The 18,167-nt window shown below is 51.2% G+C and carries 26 protein-coding genes; 1 reads left to right on the top strand and 25 read right to left on the bottom strand.

Annotation, left to right across the window (positions count from 1 at the left end; translation table 11 throughout):
* Positions 1-45: 45 nt before the first annotated feature.
* The 24 genes from LA04_RS14425 to LA04_RS14320 all read right to left on the bottom strand — a co-directional run bounded on the left by LA04_RS14425 (position 46) and on the right by LA04_RS14320 (position 16,104).
* The gene (locus tag LA04_RS14425; RefSeq protein ID WP_047652150.1) at positions 46-357 is read right to left on the bottom strand and encodes a phage tail assembly chaperone; all 312 of its coding nucleotides are present in this window, start codon (positions 355-357) and stop codon (positions 46-48) included.
* A gap of 65 nt (positions 358-422) precedes the next feature.
* Positions 423-1,094, bottom strand: coding sequence for a phage tail protein (locus LA04_RS14420; RefSeq protein WP_047652149.1), 672 nt, complete (start codon positions 1,092-1,094; stop codon positions 423-425).
* Positions 1,095-1,160: 66 nt separating this feature from the next.
* Positions 1,161-1,571 carry a DUF4128 domain-containing protein gene (locus LA04_RS14415; protein WP_047652148.1) on the bottom strand — a complete coding sequence of 137 codons (411 nt, stop codon included), beginning with the start codon at positions 1,569-1,571 and terminating at the stop codon, positions 1,161-1,163.
* Positions 1,568-2,152, bottom strand: coding sequence for a hypothetical protein (locus LA04_RS14410; RefSeq protein ID WP_047652147.1), 585 nt, complete (start codon positions 2,150-2,152; stop codon positions 1,568-1,570). Before LA04_RS14410 ends, LA04_RS14415 begins: the two co-directional genes overlap by 4 nt.
* Position 2,153: 1 nt before the next feature.
* Entirely contained in the window at positions 2,154-2,504 is a 351-nt protein-coding gene (locus LA04_RS14405; protein ID WP_047652146.1) for a hypothetical protein, read from the bottom strand.
* Positions 2,504-2,986 (bottom strand): DnaT-like ssDNA-binding protein, encoded by a 483-nt coding sequence (locus tag LA04_RS14400; RefSeq protein ID WP_047652145.1) that lies wholly within the window; start codon positions 2,984-2,986, stop codon positions 2,504-2,506. Before LA04_RS14400 ends, LA04_RS14405 begins: the two co-directional genes overlap by 1 nt.
* Before the next feature lie 36 nt (positions 2,987-3,022).
* Positions 3,023-3,250, bottom strand: a complete 228-nt coding sequence (locus LA04_RS25265; RefSeq protein WP_442854768.1) for an Ig-like domain-containing protein — start codon at positions 3,248-3,250, stop codon at positions 3,023-3,025.
* Positions 3,251-3,303: 53 nt separating this feature from the next.
* A complete protein-coding gene (locus LA04_RS14395) occupies positions 3,304-4,257 on the bottom strand; it encodes a major capsid protein (protein WP_047652144.1) in 954 nt (317 codons plus the stop codon).
* 11 nt (positions 4,258-4,268) lie between these two features.
* Positions 4,269-5,039, bottom strand: a complete 771-nt coding sequence (locus tag LA04_RS14390; RefSeq protein ID WP_047652143.1) for a hypothetical protein — start codon at positions 5,037-5,039, stop codon at positions 4,269-4,271.
* Between the two features lie 80 nt (positions 5,040-5,119).
* On the bottom strand, positions 5,120-6,217 hold the full coding sequence (locus tag LA04_RS14385) for a phage minor head protein (RefSeq protein WP_047652142.1): 1,098 nt from the start codon (positions 6,215-6,217) through the stop codon (positions 5,120-5,122).
* A 1-nt stretch (position 6,218) separates the two neighbouring features.
* Positions 6,219-7,607: a DUF4055 domain-containing protein gene (locus LA04_RS14380; protein ID WP_047652141.1), complete on the bottom strand. Its 1,389-nt coding sequence runs from the start codon at positions 7,605-7,607 to the stop codon at positions 6,219-6,221.
* A 1-nt stretch (position 7,608) separates the two neighbouring features.
* Positions 7,609-8,916, bottom strand: coding sequence for a terminase large subunit domain-containing protein (locus tag LA04_RS14375; RefSeq protein ID WP_047652140.1), 1,308 nt, complete (start codon positions 8,914-8,916; stop codon positions 7,609-7,611).
* Positions 8,894-9,880 carry a terminase small subunit gene (locus LA04_RS14370; protein ID WP_047652139.1) on the bottom strand — a complete coding sequence of 329 codons (987 nt, stop codon included), beginning with the start codon at positions 9,878-9,880 and terminating at the stop codon, positions 8,894-8,896. The genes LA04_RS14375 and LA04_RS14370 overlap by 23 nt, the downstream gene beginning before the upstream one ends.
* A gap of 451 nt (positions 9,881-10,331) precedes the next feature.
* The gene (locus LA04_RS14360; RefSeq protein WP_052119552.1) at positions 10,332-10,745 is read right to left on the bottom strand and encodes an Ivy family c-type lysozyme inhibitor; all 414 of its coding nucleotides are present in this window, start codon (positions 10,743-10,745) and stop codon (positions 10,332-10,334) included.
* A 388-nt stretch (positions 10,746-11,133) separates the two neighbouring features.
* Positions 11,134-11,652, bottom strand: a complete 519-nt coding sequence (locus LA04_RS14355) for a hypothetical protein (RefSeq protein ID WP_047652138.1) — start codon at positions 11,650-11,652, stop codon at positions 11,134-11,136.
* Positions 11,649-12,185, bottom strand: a complete 537-nt coding sequence (locus tag LA04_RS14350; protein ID WP_152594372.1) for a lysozyme — start codon at positions 12,183-12,185, stop codon at positions 11,649-11,651. Before LA04_RS14350 ends, LA04_RS14355 begins: the two co-directional genes overlap by 4 nt.
* On the bottom strand, positions 12,185-12,400 hold the full coding sequence (locus LA04_RS14345; RefSeq protein ID WP_044865515.1) for a class II holin family protein: 216 nt from the start codon (positions 12,398-12,400) through the stop codon (positions 12,185-12,187). The genes LA04_RS14350 and LA04_RS14345 overlap by 1 nt, the downstream gene beginning before the upstream one ends.
* Before the next feature lie 702 nt (positions 12,401-13,102).
* A complete protein-coding gene (locus LA04_RS14340) occupies positions 13,103-13,294 on the bottom strand; it encodes a hypothetical protein (protein WP_047652190.1) in 192 nt (63 codons plus the stop codon).
* 194 nt (positions 13,295-13,488) lie between these two features.
* Positions 13,489-14,322: an antitermination protein gene (locus LA04_RS14335; protein WP_047652136.1), complete on the bottom strand. Its 834-nt coding sequence runs from the start codon at positions 14,320-14,322 to the stop codon at positions 13,489-13,491.
* On the bottom strand, positions 14,319-14,681 hold the full coding sequence (gene rusA / locus LA04_RS14330) for a crossover junction endodeoxyribonuclease RusA (protein ID WP_047652189.1): 363 nt from the start codon (positions 14,679-14,681) through the stop codon (positions 14,319-14,321). Before rusA ends, LA04_RS14335 begins: the two co-directional genes overlap by 4 nt.
* On the bottom strand, positions 14,678-14,884 hold the full coding sequence (locus LA04_RS23670; protein ID WP_072015535.1) for a hypothetical protein: 207 nt from the start codon (positions 14,882-14,884) through the stop codon (positions 14,678-14,680). Before LA04_RS23670 ends, rusA begins: the two co-directional genes overlap by 4 nt.
* Before the next feature lie 4 nt (positions 14,885-14,888).
* Positions 14,889-15,491 (bottom strand): DUF1367 family protein, encoded by a 603-nt coding sequence (locus LA04_RS14325; RefSeq protein ID WP_047652135.1) that lies wholly within the window; start codon positions 15,489-15,491, stop codon positions 14,889-14,891.
* A gap of 39 nt (positions 15,492-15,530) precedes the next feature.
* Complete coding sequence (locus LA04_RS25260; RefSeq protein WP_224065701.1) at positions 15,531-15,773, bottom strand: hypothetical protein; 243 nt, start codon at positions 15,771-15,773, stop codon at positions 15,531-15,533.
* 106 nt (positions 15,774-15,879) lie between these two features.
* A complete protein-coding gene (locus tag LA04_RS14320) occupies positions 15,880-16,104 on the bottom strand; it encodes a DinI family protein (protein WP_047652134.1) in 225 nt (74 codons plus the stop codon).
* Between the two features lie 318 nt (positions 16,105-16,422).
* Between LA04_RS14320 and hchA the strand changes: the two genes are divergently transcribed.
* The gene (gene hchA, locus LA04_RS14315; protein ID WP_047652133.1) at positions 16,423-17,280 is read left to right on the top strand and encodes a glyoxalase III HchA; all 858 of its coding nucleotides are present in this window, start codon (positions 16,423-16,425) and stop codon (positions 17,278-17,280) included.
* Between the two features lie 80 nt (positions 17,281-17,360).
* Here the strand turns inward: hchA and LA04_RS14310 are convergent, their stop codons facing one another.
* Positions 17,361-17,828 (bottom strand): Ivy family c-type lysozyme inhibitor, encoded by a 468-nt coding sequence (locus LA04_RS14310; protein WP_052119551.1) that lies wholly within the window; start codon positions 17,826-17,828, stop codon positions 17,361-17,363.
* Between the last annotated feature and the right edge of the window lie 339 nt (positions 17,829-18,167).

Raw genomic sequence — 18,167 nt, 5'->3', positions numbered from 1 at the left:
CTGCCGCTGTGGGTTCAGGCGTATAGAACGCAGAGGCAACCGCTATCAGTTTTTTTCACGCTGCCCCAGGAGCTCGCGGTAGTAGGTTTCCGGGATGGCCTTCATCGCCGCCGGATAGTTTTCCAGCAGCACCGACAGGTTTTCCGCGTTGAATGCATCGGGAAGTGCCCAGCCAGCAATGATTTCCATCAGAAAATCAGTGGCGGTTTTACCTTCGAGTTTTTCGAGGTCTGCCAGTTCTTTAAGTGGCTTGTGGTTGAACGTGAACGTCAGCACGCCATCCTCATCGCCAGCGCGGGGGATCGAGACATTGGCCTTGAATGTAGGTTTGGGCTGAAGGGTGAATTTGGTCGCCATTGATACCTCTTAACGAAAAAAAGCCTCCGTGATGGGAGGCATGGAATAGTGAAAGCGCTGACGGGTCAGGCTGCAGCGTCAGTCACCTTGTAGAACGTCATCGCCGGTGACTGCAGGTTCAGCACCACACTTACTGTCTCTACCTCGTTTACCGCAGTAGTTGGCGTGTCGTCAAAGGACGCCGTGGCCGCCCAGTAACGGTTTTCCTTCGCCTTCGGCACGTACATGTAAGCCGCCACGGTATCTTCGTCTTCGTCCAACTGGCGCAGCAATGGATATACCGGGAGCGTGGAGTCATGCGCGATCGAGTAGGTCTGCGAGACTGCGGATTTATAGGTGTTCAGGTTTCGCTGGCGGTCATCACTCAGGAACTGAATCTGTGTGGTGTTCTGATCGCCGCCGGATTTCGACACCTCGGTAATTTGCGGCAGCTCGGTCCATTCAAGCACTTTGCGGATCGAACCGATACCGCCACCAGAGGCATATTTGTTTTTGTTGGTGGTATTGATATTGCGAAGAGTTACGGCGCTTTCGGCAATCGCATCAATTTTTGCAATGACGTTATCAACACCGGACCAGTTGCAGTTCACATGAACAATATCACCCACCTTGAGTGCGTCCGCTTCACTCACGGTGATCACCATATTTTCGGCGTTCGTCGCCCCGGTGAAAGTAATGGCTGGGCCATAACCCGATGCCAGATAGACATGAGCGCCGTTAGGCAATGCAAAGCCCATATTGGTTACTCCTTTAGAAATGGGAAAACCGGCAAAGAGCCGGTCAGGTTTAGAAGGTTGCAAGGATTAGCTGGAGATATCAGCTCGATAATTGAGACTAACGGGAACGGTATAAGAGACAGATGTAGTGATACCGCGGAAAACACCAGGCGTTTGATCTATCCAGCATGTAAAACCCCTGCCTTCAATCTCCTGCCCCTCGGGGAACAATTCAGCCACGCGGTCTGCCAGGGCCACAACATCGGTACGACCAGTGCCGACAGGGGCCACAACGTTTATCTGGTATACACCTGAATAAATGCGGCAGCGCAATCCAAGGTCCAGCGTACGCGGCGTGGCGGGCATGTCATGGACAGCAAGATAGAGCCCATCAGATGGCGGTGTGAAAGGCACGTTTTCCCAGGCAACTGGGATCCCTTCAGCATCAGCCCACTCGCCGAGCCTGGCGGCCAGCGCCGCCGCGATATCGGGAATCATTTAGTCACCTCCCTTACTGCTTCCTCAAAAAATCGCTGAAACTCAGCAGCAGTAATGCGTGCCATCCCTCCCGGAGCCTGGGAAGAGTGCCCCATCTCCAGTCGATACGCGTAAGGGACGTTGTTGCAGAAATAAATAGCCTTCATCCCAACTTTGAACAGCGACAGCGTGTAATTCCCTGCGGCTTTTGTCAGATTTCCGGTTTTATCTACACGACCCGTTTCATATGTGGTCGGTGCATCAAAAGACACCTGCCAGTTGCCTCGAAACCGTCCACCGGTATATCCCGGCGGCGCTTTGATATCCATCCCATCCACCAGTCGAGCCTTCTTCTTAAGTCGTCCGGTTTTAGTCAGGTTTGCAGGGTCCGCTTTTTGCGCTTCGTTATGGGCGTATACCGCCTGATTGTAAGAAGCTGCCGTCTGGTTGATGCCCCAGAGTTCGGGGTTGCCGACAGGTGACATCATCACCAGTTGATTAAGGATCCGAATGCCGACAGCTCGTACGACTGCTTCCTGATTCGCTTTGGCTTTGTCCACAAACGCGGTGATGGCAGCCGTGAACGCCTTGTTATCGCTCATGCTATGCCCTCAACTGAGATTTGTAGCAGAGCACCACACCGCCCGGTTTCACCGGATTAGGCTTAACCACGCGATGCCTTACGCCGTCCACGTCGATAAGATCGCCGGTTTTAATTTCCTTCTCAGCGGTGAAGACAATCCGAACATCGCCGTTTTCAATGACGGTCCCATCAATTTCGCCTGGCGCGTAATCCGTCTTCACGCCTGTGGCGGTGAACTGGATATCCTTGGAACGATGCTCCACACCACCGATGACGATTAACGTGCCCTTACGCGTGACGTTGTATGCAATGCCGTTCTGCTTGAGCATACGAGTCGTTGTCGCCTGCATTCGCTGATAGTTGATGGCCATTACGCACGCTCCGCGAAAGCATTGATTGCATATCCACGCCCACCAGCCAGGTCGCCGAGAATAGCCATTACCGCCGGGTAAGAAGGTGTAAACGCCTCACCATCGGCAACCGCATAGGTCATGGTTACGGCGCCTTCGACACGTTCGGTTTTAACCGCGGCCTCACGAACGCTTGAAAGCAAATCGCCATCAATTACCTCGATAGCCAGCATGCATTGTGCGGTGATAACCTGCCGCGGCACCTGGTCGGGTGGGAAGTCGTGTCCATCCAGAATGACATTTGCGCGTGGCCAGGCCAGCGGCTGTCGAGGGTCTGCTTTGAAACCTACCCAATCAAGCCCTTCCAGGTAGTCCATCGCCTTACTCAGTAACGGTGCGAGCTTTTCAGGCAGCTCAATCCCTCTCAGCGCGGCAAATGACGCCAGTTCATCTTCGCTGGCGTAACTGTTAACGTCAGCGGCGGTGATATCAGTAATAATCATCTGAGTATCCGGTGAATGGGGCTTCCGCCCCATCGATTAGCCAGCTGCAGGTGCGGTGAAGGTGATTTCCTCACTTGATTTAGCAATACCATCAACAGTACCAGTGACTGTGAAAGTACCTGCCGAATCAGAGGTAAGTTTGACCGTCGCCCCACCAGCAGAGCCGGTTTGAGAACTGGCAGTGCTGAGCGTGCCGCCGGTTGAATTCCATGCAACGGTTTTGCCGGAAACACCTGCGCCGTTTAGGGTGTACTTCAGGGAAATGGTGACCGCATCGGTGCTGTCAGCGGTTGCGGAGGTTTTATCCGCTGACAGCGTTACTCCCCCGCTGCGGATCCTAGCTTAATCAGAACGCCAGCCGTAGATTTGTTATTGGTGAAGTGCTTCTTCCAGTTACCTGCGGTGCCGATTTTGGTCAGGTCCGGGTTGTCACCTTTGGAGGTATCCCAGCTGTAACCCAGCAGGTCGACATTCACCACGCCTTCAGCGCGATAGCCAACCGCAAGGTTTTCCTGATCGTTGATATCGTAGGAACGGAAGCCCGGCGCCTGAGACTCGGTGACGGTAACCGCACCAGCTACCAGCCCAAGGATCGCATCAGCGTCCATGGTGTCGGTCACCAGCACAGGTTTACCCAGCGTGCCTGGCTGCCCGCCGTAAACCACCACTCCCGCTTCTTCATAGATTTTGTTGGCGATCGCCTCATCCACGATGTCGAAGTAGGTAGCGGAGTGCATAACGAAGAGCACGACACGGTTGAACTTGTCGCCGTACTTACGCAGGCCACGTGTCAGGGTCTTCTTACCGTCGGTCTCAATGTCGGCAGTGACCACCATATCCGCGTTGGCGCCAATAGCAGCCGTTAGCGCCTTCAGGCCATATTTCACGTAGCCTTCCAGCGTCGCGTCAGCAACATCAGTGCCGATCACTTCGGAAAACTCGTCTACAGAGCGGCCGCGACGTTTGAACGCTTCTTCGGTAGTTTCGTATGGCCCGTATTTCCACGGCGCTTTAACGGATACGGCTTCACCGGCGCCAATCTTCTTACCCGTCACCTTTTCGGTGGAGTTAACGTCACGCGATTCGATAGAGCCGCCCACTTTGTAGAAGGCACGCTTGCGGAAATCGCCTTCAATCAGCTCGTTATCCAGCAGGATCGCACCGTTGGAAGAGGCGTTGAAGATTGCGAGGTTATCCTGTCGTCGCTCAAGGAAAGCGGTCTGCGCCAGGTCGTCATAAATGATCAGGTCACTATTAACAGTGGTAGACATGGGTTAATCCCTTATTTTGGAAGTTTGAGGAAGGCCTGCTGGCCATGCTTGCGGATATAGTCCGCTTTGTCGCTGGCGCTCATTTCGGAACGTTTGAGGCTGCCACCACCGTTTGGTTTGTGTCCGCCCGCGCCGGTGCCTTCCGCGCGTGGGAACAGATGCGGAGCCGTCTCCTTAAGAGACTCCGCCCACTCAAGCGGGCTTAGTGGGGTTTTGCCGTCTTTACCGAACAGAACATCGCCATTTGCATCAACTGCTACGGCCTCGCCTTCGTCGTTGAGCTGGAATGTGCCTTTGGCACGCAGAATCAGATCGTCAGATGCTTCCTGCAGCGCGCCAGCTTTGGACGCTGCTGCACGGATTGCATCCCCCAGAACTCGATCCCGGAATTTGTTGGAGAACGCTTCGGCTTTGTCTGCGCGTTCATTTGCGGCTTTAATCTGCTTATCAACGTCAGCACGCAGACGCTCGGTGCGCTTGTCGAGCACCTCATCGATTTTTCCGGCGGCAATCAGCTTTGCCTCTTCGTCGTCGGAAAAACGCTGGAGGATCCCGCGCACTGCATCAGGATCGATACCATCAAAGCGAGACAGGTTTTCTTTTTGTTGCTTGATGGTGCCCAGCAGTTCTGAGTTTTTTGATTTCAAGCCAGTGACTTCGCTGGTCACACGCTCATCAATAAGCTTCTGGATTTCAGGGGTGATTTCGATACCACCGCCACCGCTGCCCTCGCCGCCGCTTTCTGGTGCATAGAATTTCTGAAGCATGTTTCGAATTAACATATTTTCCCCTAGGGATTTTGCCGGGCCTCGCCCATAAAAAAGCCCCGGCAGATGCCAGGGCGTGAAGTAAGATGTGGTTGTTAGTTGTCTGTGCCTGAGAGCTTCTTCAGACGTTCCAGGCTGATCCATTCGCCTTTGTCAGTAAACATATCAGCCAGGTTGATTTCACCCGCGCGGAACAAACGGCCACGCTCGGCACCCAGAACCTGATCCTGGCGTTGTGCTGGCTGACGCGCGAGCCATTCCAGATACGTGGTTTTAGCTGGTACCTGTCCATCCATGCTGGCACGAGTGCCTTCGTCCATTTCGTCGATATCGATGTCAAGTTCTCGCCATGACTTGAGAATCAGGGTTTCAGTAGAACGGCAGCAGAAATGAATCTTCCCGGGTCCCTGTAGGTAAGGCACCTTATGCCCGACCGGTTTGTTATCCAGGGTGTAACGCAGCAGGTCACGAATAATGCAGTCGTGGCTGGTTTTATTGTCCAGCGTAGACAGCCACTGCTTACCTTTCACGATATCGCTGTTGGCGCTGGTGAAGCAGTTGCGTGCAGTGGCAGCCAGATGATTAACGGCTGTTTTAGCGATGCTGGCGGCGTTTGCCCTGCTCATCTGCAGCGCGCCGTCGCGATAGTCTTTGTTGGCGTGGCCACGAACATTGCGGGCTATAGTTTCAACCGTGTCGCCGGCAAGATAACCCCTGCGGACGGCGTTCACGATACGCGCCAGCCTGTCCGATTCCAGATTATCCGCCCACTCACTCAGCAGCCGCCCCTGAAAGGGCTGCGCCATCGCCGCGGCATACACCATATCGGCTGTAATGCCCTGCAGCGGATAGTGAGACAGGACCTGTGATGGCAGAAGGGAGTCGAACAGGCTCAGCTGATAACTGGCTTCGTTCTTTGCCAGTGCCACCAGCTCATTTTCGAGCCCTGCCTGCATGGACGCTACGGCTTGATGGTTAAGTTCGCGCACGCTGCCCAGTAAACTCTCCAGACGATTAACGGTGAAGCTCTCAGGAGGCAATCTGTCCAGCGCATCGAGCAGGCGGGCTGACAGATCCGCGTCCGTCTCGTTAAGCAACTTCACCATCCGGTTTGCCACACCAGTGGCGTAGCGACTTAACCAGACGGAATGTGCGATCGACTCATCGCGCAGGCTTTCGTTAATGGTGGCCATATCAGCCTCCGGTCAACGTGGGTGCCTGATTGCGAAGCGCATCAATAACCTCGTCCGGGCTGTCTGCCGGGTCAATGAGATCGAGCTTCTGCAGCGCGCGAATCATATCGCTATCGCGCAGCGCACCGGACTGCCAGGCGTTGACGATCGCCGTCACCATGCCCGACTCAGCAACCTTCGCAATGAATTCCTGATTGATGGTGTAACTCGTCGTTTCGCCCTTGATGCCGAGGTATTTCGCACACCAGCCAAGCGCCAGCGTATAGGCTTCAGAAACGTTTGAAACGCAGATACCGAGCACCGATGTTGAGGATGTTTGCTCACCGCTCGCTTGGGTTGCCGTCTTCGCCGTGGCGTTCTGCTCAATCAGCCGGGCGCCAAGTTGCACCATGTAATCGCGCTTGCTGTCCATGGCCTCTTTAGCAAGCATGTTCGGCTGCGCCTGGGCATAACCAAACGAGCCCTCCTTGGGAAGTAAAAGCGGTGATCGGGAACCAATTTTCACGCCCTTCTTCTCGAGGTGATCGCGCCAGTTGGTATCAAGCCCGGTCATATACGGCTGTACCTGGCCACAGAACCACACGCTGTCTTCATAGTCAGCACTGTTGCGGTAATGTCCGTGGTTTATTTCCACCAGCGCGGCCAGAGGCGAATCATCGATAGTAGGATCATTGTTTTGGGCACCGACAAAGGTGAACGGGATTTCGTCCCAGTAGTCCTTTCCTTTCGGCTTTGGATGGTACTCACTATCAACAGTGTAGGTTCCGCTCGCGGTGCCACCAGCCCGGCGCCACACCCGGCAGATGAACCGGCCTTCTTCCAGCGCCAGTTCGCGGTACTGGATTTCATCCTTATAAGCGTAACCATCCGGCTCTTCTACGCATTCACGCAGTACCACCAGCACCAGCTGATCGCGCCCGTTAATTCGCTTTGTTCGCCAGTTGATAATGTTCTCTGCCGGATAGCGGAGGATGATCGCCTCATCGGAGGCTTCTGCGTAATCGACATAAAGCCCCTCTCGCGCAACTTCCAGCACGTTCTCGGCCACCAGTTGCGACTGCTGATAAATACTGGTGCCGGCACCGTCAGCATTGTCCAACAGGTAATTGAGCTTTTCAGGGCCGTTAAACGTGGGGGCCTTGCGATACGCCATCCCAAGCATGCCGATTTTCGTATTACCGGCAATGGCATAGAACACCGCGCGGCTCAGATAGTCCTCATTGCGCTTGCGATTGCGAGTGGATTTATCAGTTGGGTCGAGATAAGGCAGGTACTTATTACCCGCTGCCTTTACGGCCTCAGCTCCTTTGCAAAAGTCCCTGTATTTCCGCCAGGCAGCAGAAGCCGCCCGGTGTTCTGGTCGAACCCAGGTGATGTCGTCGTTTGCCATATCAGAAAGTGGTGTCCATGGTGATTGAGTATGCCGGTTTCACGATCGGGTAATCCTTCACGATGAAGTACCCACCAGCATCATTGGGGTGATCGTTATCTGCTGATTTATCCGGCTCGCCGTTCGCCGCCCAGATTTGCTGCTCGAGGCTTTCTGTGTAAACCGGGCAGTTCTGAACGTTAACCAGATAGCGGCGTTCACCGTTGGCGTTACAGAACATGGCGTTCATCGAGTTGATACGGTCCTTAACCGGCGGGTTGGCATCATCAACAATGACGCTGAATCCGGCATCGTTTAGCTGAGCAATATCGGTCTTGCTGGCGTTCTGCGATTTGCGTGAGTCACCAGAGGCATCCGGATAGATGTAAATCTCCCGGCTCTTCACGTAGCGTCCATCCTCGTAGCGCCAGAACTCTTCCTGAATGCGCTTAATCATCGCCGGCGTGTCGTAGACCTTCACCAGCTCACGAACCGCACGCGGCAGGCCATTACGCTTAACGTGAACAATCGCGGCCATTTTTCCAACGTTGAAGTCCATACCGATAAACAGCTGATCCCCATCCTGAATCTCGTCAGAACAGTTATTTAGCTTGCGGTTGAACGTGTGGTAAATGGTTCCGCTATTGAGGTTGGTGAACTTCCCGCGCAGATAGGCCTGAATCAATTCATCAGGATAAGAACTTAGCAGCGAGGGAATATAATCCGGGGGAAGGTTCTTCGCGTTGTCGAACGTGCTGGCTTGAATCAGACCGTACAGGGCCGCCAGTTGCGGTTTATCCCGCACAGCCTTAACAAACTGCTGGTAGACAAACTTGAAGCCTTCCGGTGTTGTCGTTACGTCAATGCCATTCCTCAGGCCCGGGATGTTGTAACGCATACGGGCGATAATTTTTCGCCAGGCTTGCTGCGCTTTAGCAGCCGCCATGACGTCCAGTTCATCGACCATCGCGTTACCGATTTTAAAGCCGACTATTGAGCCGGGTTTTTCCATCGAACGGCAAATTGTCGTCCCGCGGTACCGTCGCCCCTCGTAGAAGTGAACCTCTTTGTTCCCTTCATTGATTTTGACGTTCAAACCCCAGTCAAAGGCCACCTCTTCAATCGTCGGGTAGAAGATGTCGCGAATCTGCGGGTACGTCGGCGCGAAGTAACCCTGGTTAATCTTTGGGTGTTCCCACATCCCCTTACAGATGCCGCCACAACCCACCCATGTCTTACCGGAACCGAACCCAGCGACGTAGGCTTTGAACTTGTGCTGCATCGCGAGGAAGCGCGCCTGAGGAATGTTAAGTGTCGGGCTGATCCCCATCGTCTGCCCTCGCATCCACTACGTTGATATTGATCTGCACTGGGGTTGGTTCATCGTCATCACCATCACCGGCCAGCTCCTTGCGGAGTTTCTCAACCTCCAGCAGCCGGCGTTCGATTTCAATCTGCTGCAGGCGCTGCGCGAACTCGCTATCAGCCAGGCCAAGCCGTTTCATAACAGCTTCGAACATGCGCTCACGGCTGATTGCTGTAATTTCGACGCCATTTTTGCCGACCTTCACGCCTGAATATGCGAGCCTGGAAGCAGCCGGGAGTTTGCGCGTATCAGGGAAATAAGGCTGGCCGATGCCGTCACCATTACAGCGCGGGCATTCTGGATTGGCCTCTCGGGTGTGGTCGTAACCGTAACCGCCGGAATCTTCGGGTTCACGTCTGTCACGCTCAAGCGCCTCGAGTCTTTTCTCTTCGAACTCAACGGCATCGCGCCACTGGTACTGATGGCCGAATCCCCAGCAGTAACGGCACGCGCCGCGGCGGTATTGTGAGAGTTGGTTTGCATCGAAGGTGGCGAGCTGCCACATCTGCGCGAGGACTTCATCGGCACTGCCAAGCGTGCGTGCAATGGACGCTTTTTGCTGCTGCGCAATAGCCTGCGCAACGTTAGGATTCGCTATGAGCTGACGACCGTAGTTTGGGTCACTATAACCAGCACGCGCAGCGGCGGCCGTGGCGTTATTGTCCTTCAGATATTCAGCAATAAAGCGCTTTACCTTCGCGCTTAGCTTTATGTCCACCAGCGCTTCTGCGCTTTTATCTTTCTGCGCAGTGCGCACTATCTTTCGCGGGTAAATTTTTGTATTTTGCGCAGTAGTTTTCTTGATATAGCGGCGAGCAGTTACATAATTAAGGTTATGTGCCTCGCACCATTCCTTAGGGGATATGCCAGTAGCAGCGTGATCAGACAGGAACCGCTTCTGCAGCTCGCCCCAGTCCGGCTTAGCCATTGTTACCTCTAAACTGAATGAACTTTAGACGTCACTCACAGCTTCAGTATTTGAAGCAATGAAGTATTTTTCTCAAAGAAATCTTGAAATGAGGATTTAAGCTTATGAAATATGTATAACTACGATGACGTACAGAAAATCAAGGCTAATCTCGAGTGGATAGTGCATCAAGCCTCTGCCCGGTCTCATTTGCGCACTGAGCATGACCAATTAGTGATTTCCGATCTAATGGAACTCATCCAGACATATGAAACGCTTCTGGACCTTGTAAGCCAATTTGGAGCTTCCGTCTTAAATTCGGAAATCATAGCGGGTCTATCAATCACAGAGGAATTCATTGCTAAAGTTAAGCGGAATGAGGGTGCGATGTGAGCGATCAACACACTAAGTGGCGATTGATTTGTGTTTTGAAGCTTCAAACTGGTGGATTACAGTTTGAAGCTTGGGTTATTTAATTGCCGTACAGTCGATTGAAAAGCGCATTTTTCATCGCATTAGAATCAATCGGATCCACGTTTAACCAGGTCAATGTCTCACGATTCTTTTCTGCATTGAAATCAGAAAACACACCATGAATATCACCGCTATCAGGTGAGTAGAGAACAGCAATATTCTGTTCTGGACAACTGTGTGGTTTACACCCTGACAGTGCAATATACTTTTTGCCCGCAACTGTTACTTCGGTTGATGGCGTGCTCGTGCCACCACTTTTTACCCATGCAGGTAGTTTGTTTTTACTAATCAGCTGGGAGTAGCTTTTAGACGTGCTTTTTGCACTGGCGAAATCAGAAAGATACTGCCCCTCGGCGGCAAGAGCACTGAACGATACAAAAGCCATAGCAGCGATAAACACTTTACCTTTCATATTAATCCTCATTCCATAAAGACATCTCAACACTATACCTTAGCGGCTACTATGTCAGCCCTACAGTTAGCTAGAGGATTCCATATTACTGCCTATCCCAAGTGATTAACTCAGAATCATCCTAATAGCTACCGCTTATGCTTGTTGATTACGGACTGCTTGCCAGACTATTCAAGACTCTGATGAGGAGTTTGCCAACTCCAGGGAAACATCCATAAAAAGAGCAAGTGAAACTGAGACTCTGGTAGCCCTCCTTGTGAGGGCATTTTTTTACAATGCTGCGCTTCGCTTGTTAAATATTGAGTCTTTTCTACAATTTAATAGTGCTTTGCTATGTCAGGTAAAGCCGTCGTTCAGGAATACCCGTGTGCTCAAGGACGAGCCATCCCTAATTCTTTCTTTCCAACTCGATCTGCCTTATGCCAGCGAAATTATTGTTGCCCTTTTCTATTACAGCCAGTAGCGGCTTAATCCACAATACTGCCTGGCAGTACGTCATGGAGTTGGTGGCAACGGCACGATCATCGGCTGTGTCAGGTCCATTGGAATCGGTGTGCATGGCGCTGGCACGTAAACGGTGCGCGTATTTGAGCAACCCACCAGCAATGTCAGCAGGAACAGGCAGATCACAGGTTTTTTCACGGCGGAAAATCTCCCGGTATTCGATTACGGTTTCTTCGGTGCTGGTATCAATCAGGGAGTTGAGCCTATTGGCATGTTCTGCAACCTGATTGAATCGATTGAAGTTGAATGCCTGGGTAGCGATAACCTGCCCCTGCAGAGAATTGTCACTTCGCAGAACGTCGTTTTCGCTTTGAAGATTACTGGCCTCCGAGCAGCTCCGAACGAGGGCAACCGAAAGGCCAGCAATAATGACAACGCCGATAATACCCGGATTAATTTTCATTGGTCGAGCCCCCAGCACGTCAACGCACTTTCCTGTTCGCGCCGCTCAACCTGCCCATAACAGCCATTCTTTTGGCCTTTAGTCAGGCGGCAATCACGTCCACCGTCCTTAATCCACCAGCGGATTGCTTCGCATGCCCCTTTACGGTCACCTGCGTTGATCCGCTTATAGAAGGTCGAAGGGAAACATTTACCCGGGCCAATGTTGTACGGGCAGAAGGATGCTATACCGACCTTCTGCGGCTCTGTCAGAGGCACTTTGATATTGCGATCAACCCAGGCTAATGCCTTATCGCGTTCAATAGCGTTAACCTTCCGGCATTGTTCCTCAGTGGCTGTCATGCCCCTAACAACACGTCTGCCATCGATAAAGGTAACGCCGTGACATAAAGACCAGACCCCACCCGGATCAACAACGGCCACCAGCGCATTGCCTTCTTTCTCGCTGATGAATTGGTCGAAAATGAGTGGAGCAGATGCACCAGACGCGATTAGCGCCAGCACTGCTGCGCTGAGCTTTGCTTTACTCGACATCATTCACCCCGGGCCGCTTTGCGGCGATCCGCTTTGATTTGGAAATAGAGATTGGTAAGAAAGGTGAGCAAGCCGAACAGTAAACTACCGATCACACCTATAGCCGCCCACTGCTCTGGGGAGTAACCGTCAAGAAGTCTTCTAAACCAGTAAATGGCACTACCTCCCGATGCGCCGTAGGAAATGCCAGTAGTTATTTTGTCCATTCGATACATGCTCTCACCTCGCTCTATGCGGGTGCTGTCGTGAGAATAAAAAAAGCCCGCTTTTGAAGGCGGGCTAATGAGTTGACTATTTGTAAGGTAGGTGTGAGTAAGACTTATGCTCAGAGGTGAAGCTGTATCGGCTGATTCACTATCGGTCCAGGAGAATCACCGGGCATTCAGTAACTTCTCACGACTTAAAGAGTAGCAGTAGTTTTCCAAGCCATAAAAAAAGACCTGCGTTTTATGGCAGGCTCTCAAGGAATTTTAATCTTTTATTGTTGTTGTCATGGTGCCGGGTGCCTCCCGGTGACCCTACCCCAGTCAGCAAGGCCGCGTGCATACCTGCAGAGCGCAGTTGACTGGAACGCCCTTTCGCTTAGAAAGGATTCACCACATGCATAAATTACTCATGAAGCATTCACCCGGTCAATACTATTCAACATTCGCAAAAAAAAGCCTGCTCGGACAAGCAGGCATAAATAGCTAAGTTGGCAATAACTGAGGGAGTGGTGCCGGGTGCCTCCCGGTGGAAATGATCACAGCATTCATTCCCGCGCGCTGGTTGGACACTCTGGAGAAATGTCCTGCTGAACCGCCCCTCCGCTTAGGGGGATCCACCACTAAAACGCTTTCAGAAACATCCATTCTGCAGGATGCTTAAGAAGCATATGTGCAGTATGAAGAATCTGCCACGTAATCAAATGAATATATTCATTTAAATGGTACAGGAAGAGGGCCTTCAATCACCTCGGCCTCTCCGTTGTCGCAGATGTCGTCACCCTGTGTCAGATGCCAAATACCATTAAAAGTAAGTCCCGTCTCAAGGTCTTCTGTAACACCATTGCTAAAGTAAGCAACCTGTACTCTGCCGTTGTGTTGAATCCAGTAAAAGCCTTCTTCCATCATTCCCCCTCCTCTTTGATATAGAGATTATAAGAGGCGATGAATATTGATGATTTTAGTAATACTTAAATCGCTATTAAGCAAAAAGCCCCACGGGGTTAACCGCAGGGCTTTAAACGAAGGCAATAACCCATCGTTAGAGCAAAATTACCACAGATTCGGGAAAAGTAAATAGCTCACGATAAAATAATGCCCTATTTTGTTATCTGCTTAAGCTGTGCATCAGCCCATGCCTCTTCGATGTCAAACTTGGTGATTAGCTGATCGTAAAAGGGCTTAACTGACTTCTTCCAGGTATCGAGGCTGATTGCATCCGTTATCCCACATACAGCTGCGTAAGCCTCAGTTGATGGAATTCGCTCAAACCCCCGCCCACTGCAGCGCTTGCAATCAGCCAGTACCGGAACGCCCTGCTGCTCTGTAAGAGCCTGATTAACAGCTTTCCCGCGGCCATGACAATCTTTACAGGCACAGCTTACTACCTTCTTCCCCTTACACTGAGGGCAGAGAACGCGCGCTACCTCCCTGATCTGTCTATGCACCTCATATTCAGAAGGACGAATATCCTCCGCGCCTATATTCAAAGACATCTTCACGAATTTCTTCTCTTTTGCCGGAGTGTGAGACTTCATGCTGAAAACCTCAGCGTCAATAAACCCTTCCCCATTGCAGCCATCGCACTGCTTCACGCTGGCGGCGCTGCGGGAATAGTCCTCAAACGCGAAGGTGGCCAGCTGGTGCATCACTAATGGCTTAACCCTGGCATCCAGTTTGCGAAGTGCAGCAACCCGGTCGCACTTGGTCAGCGCGTACTGGGCCAGCAATTCGATCGCCCTCACCCGGTCGTTGTTGCTGATCCCCATCCTCCCGAGAAAGGCGCTGTAACCCATGGCGGCCCGTTCCTGCGTCATGCCCATAGCGGCCATAATATCCGTCCCGGTTAATGAGTCTGACGCCGTTGCACGCGGAGAATCACTAATCATTGTCGATTTGGCGAAGTGATATTTGAGGGTGTTTTCAAGGTTCATGCGGTCTCCAGCTCGGTGATGGTGAGTTCTAACTTCCCGCCCTTAACTACAGGCATTTTCACAACGTGATAATCCACAACTTGGCTGTCATCCAGCCAGAATCCCGACTTGGTTAAAGCGTCAAATGCAGCCTTCTGCAGGTTATCCAGATCGCGGCGCCGGCAGTCGGGCATGTGACATTCAATTCGGATTTTGAGTGGTGCGGCCGTCCGGATATTAAGCCGGGCGCTTCGAATGACAGTGGCCACCTCATAGCGATACGCTACGCCATCGGCGCTAACATGCGTGCGCCCGCGGTTGTGCCGGTAATACCGGTTATTGCTCGGCGGCCAGGGCAAAGTGATTTGATATGTCTTCACGTTGCCCCCCACATCCGGTTTCGCCAGCGACTGTCCGGGCGCGCTGGTGTGTTAGATGCCGGAAGGAACGCACTGACAGTCCAGGTCACGTAATCCGGATTAAGGCTGCGCTCTACTCGCACGCTGCGCGCTTTGTATCGCTTAACCAGTTCGTCGGCCTGTTCGGTGCTGCAATCGGTGTGGTGGAACCAGGAATACTTCATTCCATCACCCCGCAAAGCCAAGCAGCTGCGCGGCGACGTTTTCGGCCTCGTCACGGCTGCGGAATGAACTGGACAGGACCCAGCGCCAAAGTACATCGAGCGCAGCTTTATAGAGTTGCTGAAACTCGAGTTCGTCCATGTTGGCGAATGAAATGCTACGAGGATGCTTTTTGAGTGTGCCGTCAGGTAGCTGAATAGCATCAAAGTGCCCTGCCTCGACGATCACCCATGAACGGTAAGCATCGAAGGATTTGCATAGACTAATGCCATTCGTGACGCGCCGGTAAGCAACCTGCTCAAGATACTGCTCAGCGGCATCGATCAGCGCCCCTTCATTCCCACCATAAGTAGCGAGGAACTTGGCGTAGCCGGTGATCAGCTTCCTCTCGTTACTCGAGATAGCTCCTCCGGTTGGTTCCCAGTATTCAAAACCGAGATTGATGAGCGCGAAAAAGCGCCGGTGAAATGCCGGGTTTCGTACCCGCCTGAACTCGGCAACAAGAACATCGCCGAGCCGGGTTTTGGATTGCAGGATATCGCTGGTCTCGGGCGTTGCCGGGATCAGTATTCCTGAGTGGTGTTTGATAAGTTGTAATTCTAGCGCCATGGTTCTCTCCGTGGCGCATCAGGTATAGGTTGTTCAGGCCTATGAAAGAATAATATCAGACGGTGGTGTAACTCGGTACCCCAGTCGTTTTGCAAATTGCATAAACCCGTTGAGAGTGAAGATTTCTTCCTCTTCGAGTAATGGTCGTAATGAAACTATTCCATTTACTCGATAAACCAGATATCTCCCTTCCGCCGGGAAGCTATAGATAACTGCTTTATCGGCCCTTCTGACCACGTCGTACCATTGATCATCTGCATTAAAGGCATCTGCACTACACACTATTTCCCCCAGAGCGACTTATTGACGCGGTAAACAGTAATCGGGAACAGCCAGGGGAACGCAAACAGCGATACTCTTTGAAACTGCTCCAGTGAAAATCACGCGATTAATAAAACCACTCGTCCGCGCTTTCCCAGGTCTCCTGCACGATATGTTCGACCTCTTTCTTGTCGCCCCCGAAAACAGTCAAACCGTCATTAGTGGCACGCTTAATCGTAAGCTGGCATTCATCGAACTGTTTGCTGAGTCTTTTGAGCAGTTCTGACTCGAGCGCAGGTATTGCTCCATGAGGAAGTTTCTTCATGCGATCAATGGCTAACTCGATTTTCATACTTTCCCTCCGCGACAAAATACTGTATGCATATACAGTATATTTATAAACGTATCTCACGGATTTTGCAACGCATTAAGAACACAGAATGCAGATTATCAGTTTGAAAGTACATAAAAAAACGCCGAGGTAAGTCAGTATTAAATTTTACACGTGATCTCCATATGGTGCAGCCGAAGCGCGAAGGATGACAAACATCTTCATATAAGGCTGGAAGACCGCTGCAAATTCTGATTTACGCCTACAACAGCGCCACTAGTACAGGGATAGATTAAAATAGTTTGATGACTCTAACTCACTGTGACTTAGGATACGCCTATGAAAGAAATGAAAAGCAAGAGCCCAAGAATTGATCCTGCTGAAGAAAACGCGTTTTTTCCGTCTGACTATTCCCTGAGTGAATTTACAAGCCCGGTGACCGATTTAAGTGACTATGAATATTCAGAACACTACCAAGGAAACAAGAAGGTGTTAGTGATCGCAGCAGACGAACGCTATCTGCTTACGGACAACGGCTCCCTCTTTTCGACAGGAAATCATCCTGTGGAAACACTGGTTCCAATGTATCACATGCGTGCTGCTGGGTTTGATTTTGAGATAGCCACACTTTCCGGAAATATGGCCAAGTTTGAATTCTGGGCGATGCCCTCTCAGGATAAGTTAATTATGCCGTTCTATGAACGCTATCGTGATGCGTTCAGGCATCCTCGCAAGCTTGCGGATATAAGTGTGGGTCTGACAGCTCAAAGTGACTATGCAGCCATCTTCATACCAGGTGGCCATGGTGCACTAATTGCTCTGTCAGAAAGCCAGGCGGTAGCGGAAACGCTTCGTTGGGCGATGAGTAATGGCATATTTGTCATATCGTTGTGTCACGGACCTGCCGCTTTCCTCTCGCTCAGGCACGGTATAAATCCCCTTCATGGTTACTCGATATGTGCATTTCCGGACAGTGCGGATAGACAAACCCCCGATATCGGATATATGCCGGGACATCTAACATGGTATTTTGGAGAAAAACTGTGCGAAATGGGTATTAATATTGTTAATGATGACATCACAGGTTCAGTTCACAAAGATCGAAACGTACTGACCGGCGACAGCCCTTTTGCCGCTAATTCTCTGGGGCGGCTCGCTGCTACAGAGTTACTGTCCGCTTATGCTGCTCAACAATGAACGTCTAGTGCCCCAAAACGCGGCGGCTATTCTGCCGCCGTCTTCATTTTGCTTCTCCCTAAACCTAAGCGGATCTGGCGTTAATCTGCCGCCTTCTGAGGCACAATATTCATACCTGTAAAATTATCATATAGGTTCTCAAGGCTCCCTGACAATGCGGCAAACAGCAGAGCCTTTCCGTCCGGGAGTTTATCACTGATCCCAAGCCACTTCAGTTGCTGCTGTTCAGGGGCGTCAGTTACGGCGAACACGCCAGATAGAATATTACGCAGAGGAGAGTAAGCAATTACGATTTTTTCGCGTTCACAGTCATCAGGGTTACAGGCTTTCATGACGTAATAACGCTCTTCACGAATGGTCATTTCGAGAGTTGGATAATTCGATGCGTTACGGAGCACCCAAGTCGGCAGCTTATTCGCCTTCACCATCTGATGAACACAGTTTCGCGTCGATGAATTGTTAGCGAGCATATTAATAGTTATGTTATCGTTGGCAGAACTTCCTTCCGCTAACATCAATAATGAAACACCGATAAGGTTCCTGTACATGATAACCTCCTGTTCAGACATTTCTTTTTTTAAACTTCCGGGGAAGTCACGTTAGTAAACGTCTTATGTAAAGCATAACCACTTTTACGCGTTTTGAATGTATACCCAAGAACATGGAAAGAACGGCATTGTTTCAAAAAAGTAAAGATTGAACATATCATGTACATATTTTGATTAATATACGCACTAAATCTTGTGAATATAAGAAGCCCCCACCCCACTTATAACATATCTGAAAAAACAATTTATCAATTACATTCTCCAGGAATTATCTGTAAGAGCCGCACTTAAAGATTACCTCCCCACATTATTTTATTTACAATCCCTTCACCCCCACCC

Origin of the sequence: Enterobacter sp. UCD-UG_FMILLET, assembly GCF_000762975.1 — a bacterium.
GTDB classification, from domain to species: Bacteria; Pseudomonadota; Gammaproteobacteria; order Enterobacterales; family Enterobacteriaceae; genus Enterobacter; species Enterobacter dykesii.
Note: the sequence above shows the minus strand (reverse complement) of the source record. Positions and strands in the feature narration are given on the sequence as shown.

Bases quoted from the DNA above. Each gene is read 5' to 3' on its own strand.
- LA04_RS14425 (WP_047652150.1), bottom strand. From the start codon at position 357: ATGGCGACCAAATTCACCCTTCAGCCCAAACCTACATTCAAGGCCAAT.
- LA04_RS14420 (WP_047652149.1), bottom strand. From the start codon at position 1,094: ATGGGCTTTGCATTGCCTAACGGCGCTCATGTCTATCTGGCATCGGGT.
- LA04_RS14415 (WP_047652148.1), bottom strand. From the start codon at position 1,571: ATGATTCCCGATATCGCGGCGGCGCTGGCCGCCAGGCTCGGCGAGTGG.
- LA04_RS14410 (WP_047652147.1), bottom strand. From the start codon at position 2,152: ATGAGCGATAACAAGGCGTTCACGGCTGCCATCACCGCGTTTGTGGAC.
- LA04_RS14405 (WP_047652146.1), bottom strand. From the start codon at position 2,504: ATGGCCATCAACTATCAGCGAATGCAGGCGACAACGACTCGTATGCTC.
- LA04_RS14400 (WP_047652145.1), bottom strand. From the start codon at position 2,986: ATGATTATTACTGATATCACCGCCGCTGACGTTAACAGTTACGCCAGC.
- LA04_RS14395 (WP_047652144.1), bottom strand. From the start codon at position 4,257: ATGTCTACCACTGTTAATAGTGACCTGATCATTTATGACGACCTGGCG.
- LA04_RS14390 (WP_047652143.1), bottom strand. From the start codon at position 5,039: ATGTTAATTCGAAACATGCTTCAGAAATTCTATGCACCAGAAAGCGGC.
- LA04_RS14385 (WP_047652142.1), bottom strand. From the start codon at position 6,217: ATGGCCACCATTAACGAAAGCCTGCGCGATGAGTCGATCGCACATTCC.
- LA04_RS14380 (WP_047652141.1), bottom strand. From the start codon at position 7,607: ATGGCAAACGACGACATCACCTGGGTTCGACCAGAACACCGGGCGGCT.
- LA04_RS14375 (WP_047652140.1), bottom strand. From the start codon at position 8,916: ATGGGGATCAGCCCGACACTTAACATTCCTCAGGCGCGCTTCCTCGCG.
- LA04_RS14370 (WP_047652139.1), bottom strand. From the start codon at position 9,880: ATGGCTAAGCCGGACTGGGGCGAGCTGCAGAAGCGGTTCCTGTCTGAT.
- LA04_RS14360 (WP_052119552.1), bottom strand. From the start codon at position 10,745: ATGAAAGGTAAAGTGTTTATCGCTGCTATGGCTTTTGTATCGTTCAGT.
- LA04_RS14355 (WP_047652138.1), bottom strand. From the start codon at position 11,652: ATGAAAATTAATCCGGGTATTATCGGCGTTGTCATTATTGCTGGCCTT.
- LA04_RS14350 (WP_152594372.1), bottom strand. From the start codon at position 12,185: ATGTCGAGTAAAGCAAAGCTCAGCGCAGCAGTGCTGGCGCTAATCGCG.
- LA04_RS14345 (WP_044865515.1), bottom strand. From the start codon at position 12,400: ATGTATCGAATGGACAAAATAACTACTGGCATTTCCTACGGCGCATCG.
- LA04_RS14340 (WP_047652190.1), bottom strand. From the start codon at position 13,294: ATGGAAGAAGGCTTTTACTGGATTCAACACAACGGCAGAGTACAGGTT.
- LA04_RS14335 (WP_047652136.1), bottom strand. From the start codon at position 14,322: ATGAACCTTGAAAACACCCTCAAATATCACTTCGCCAAATCGACAATG.
- LA04_RS23670 (WP_072015535.1), bottom strand. From the start codon at position 14,884: ATGAAGTATTCCTGGTTCCACCACACCGATTGCAGCACCGAACAGGCC.
- LA04_RS14325 (WP_047652135.1), bottom strand. From the start codon at position 15,491: ATGGCGCTAGAATTACAACTTATCAAACACCACTCAGGAATACTGATC.
- LA04_RS14320 (WP_047652134.1), bottom strand. From the start codon at position 16,104: ATGAAAATCGAGTTAGCCATTGATCGCATGAAGAAACTTCCTCATGGA.
- hchA (WP_047652133.1), top strand. From the start codon at position 16,423: ATGAAAGAAATGAAAAGCAAGAGCCCAAGAATTGATCCTGCTGAAGAA.
- LA04_RS14310 (WP_052119551.1), bottom strand. From the start codon at position 17,828: ATGTACAGGAACCTTATCGGTGTTTCATTATTGATGTTAGCGGAAGGA.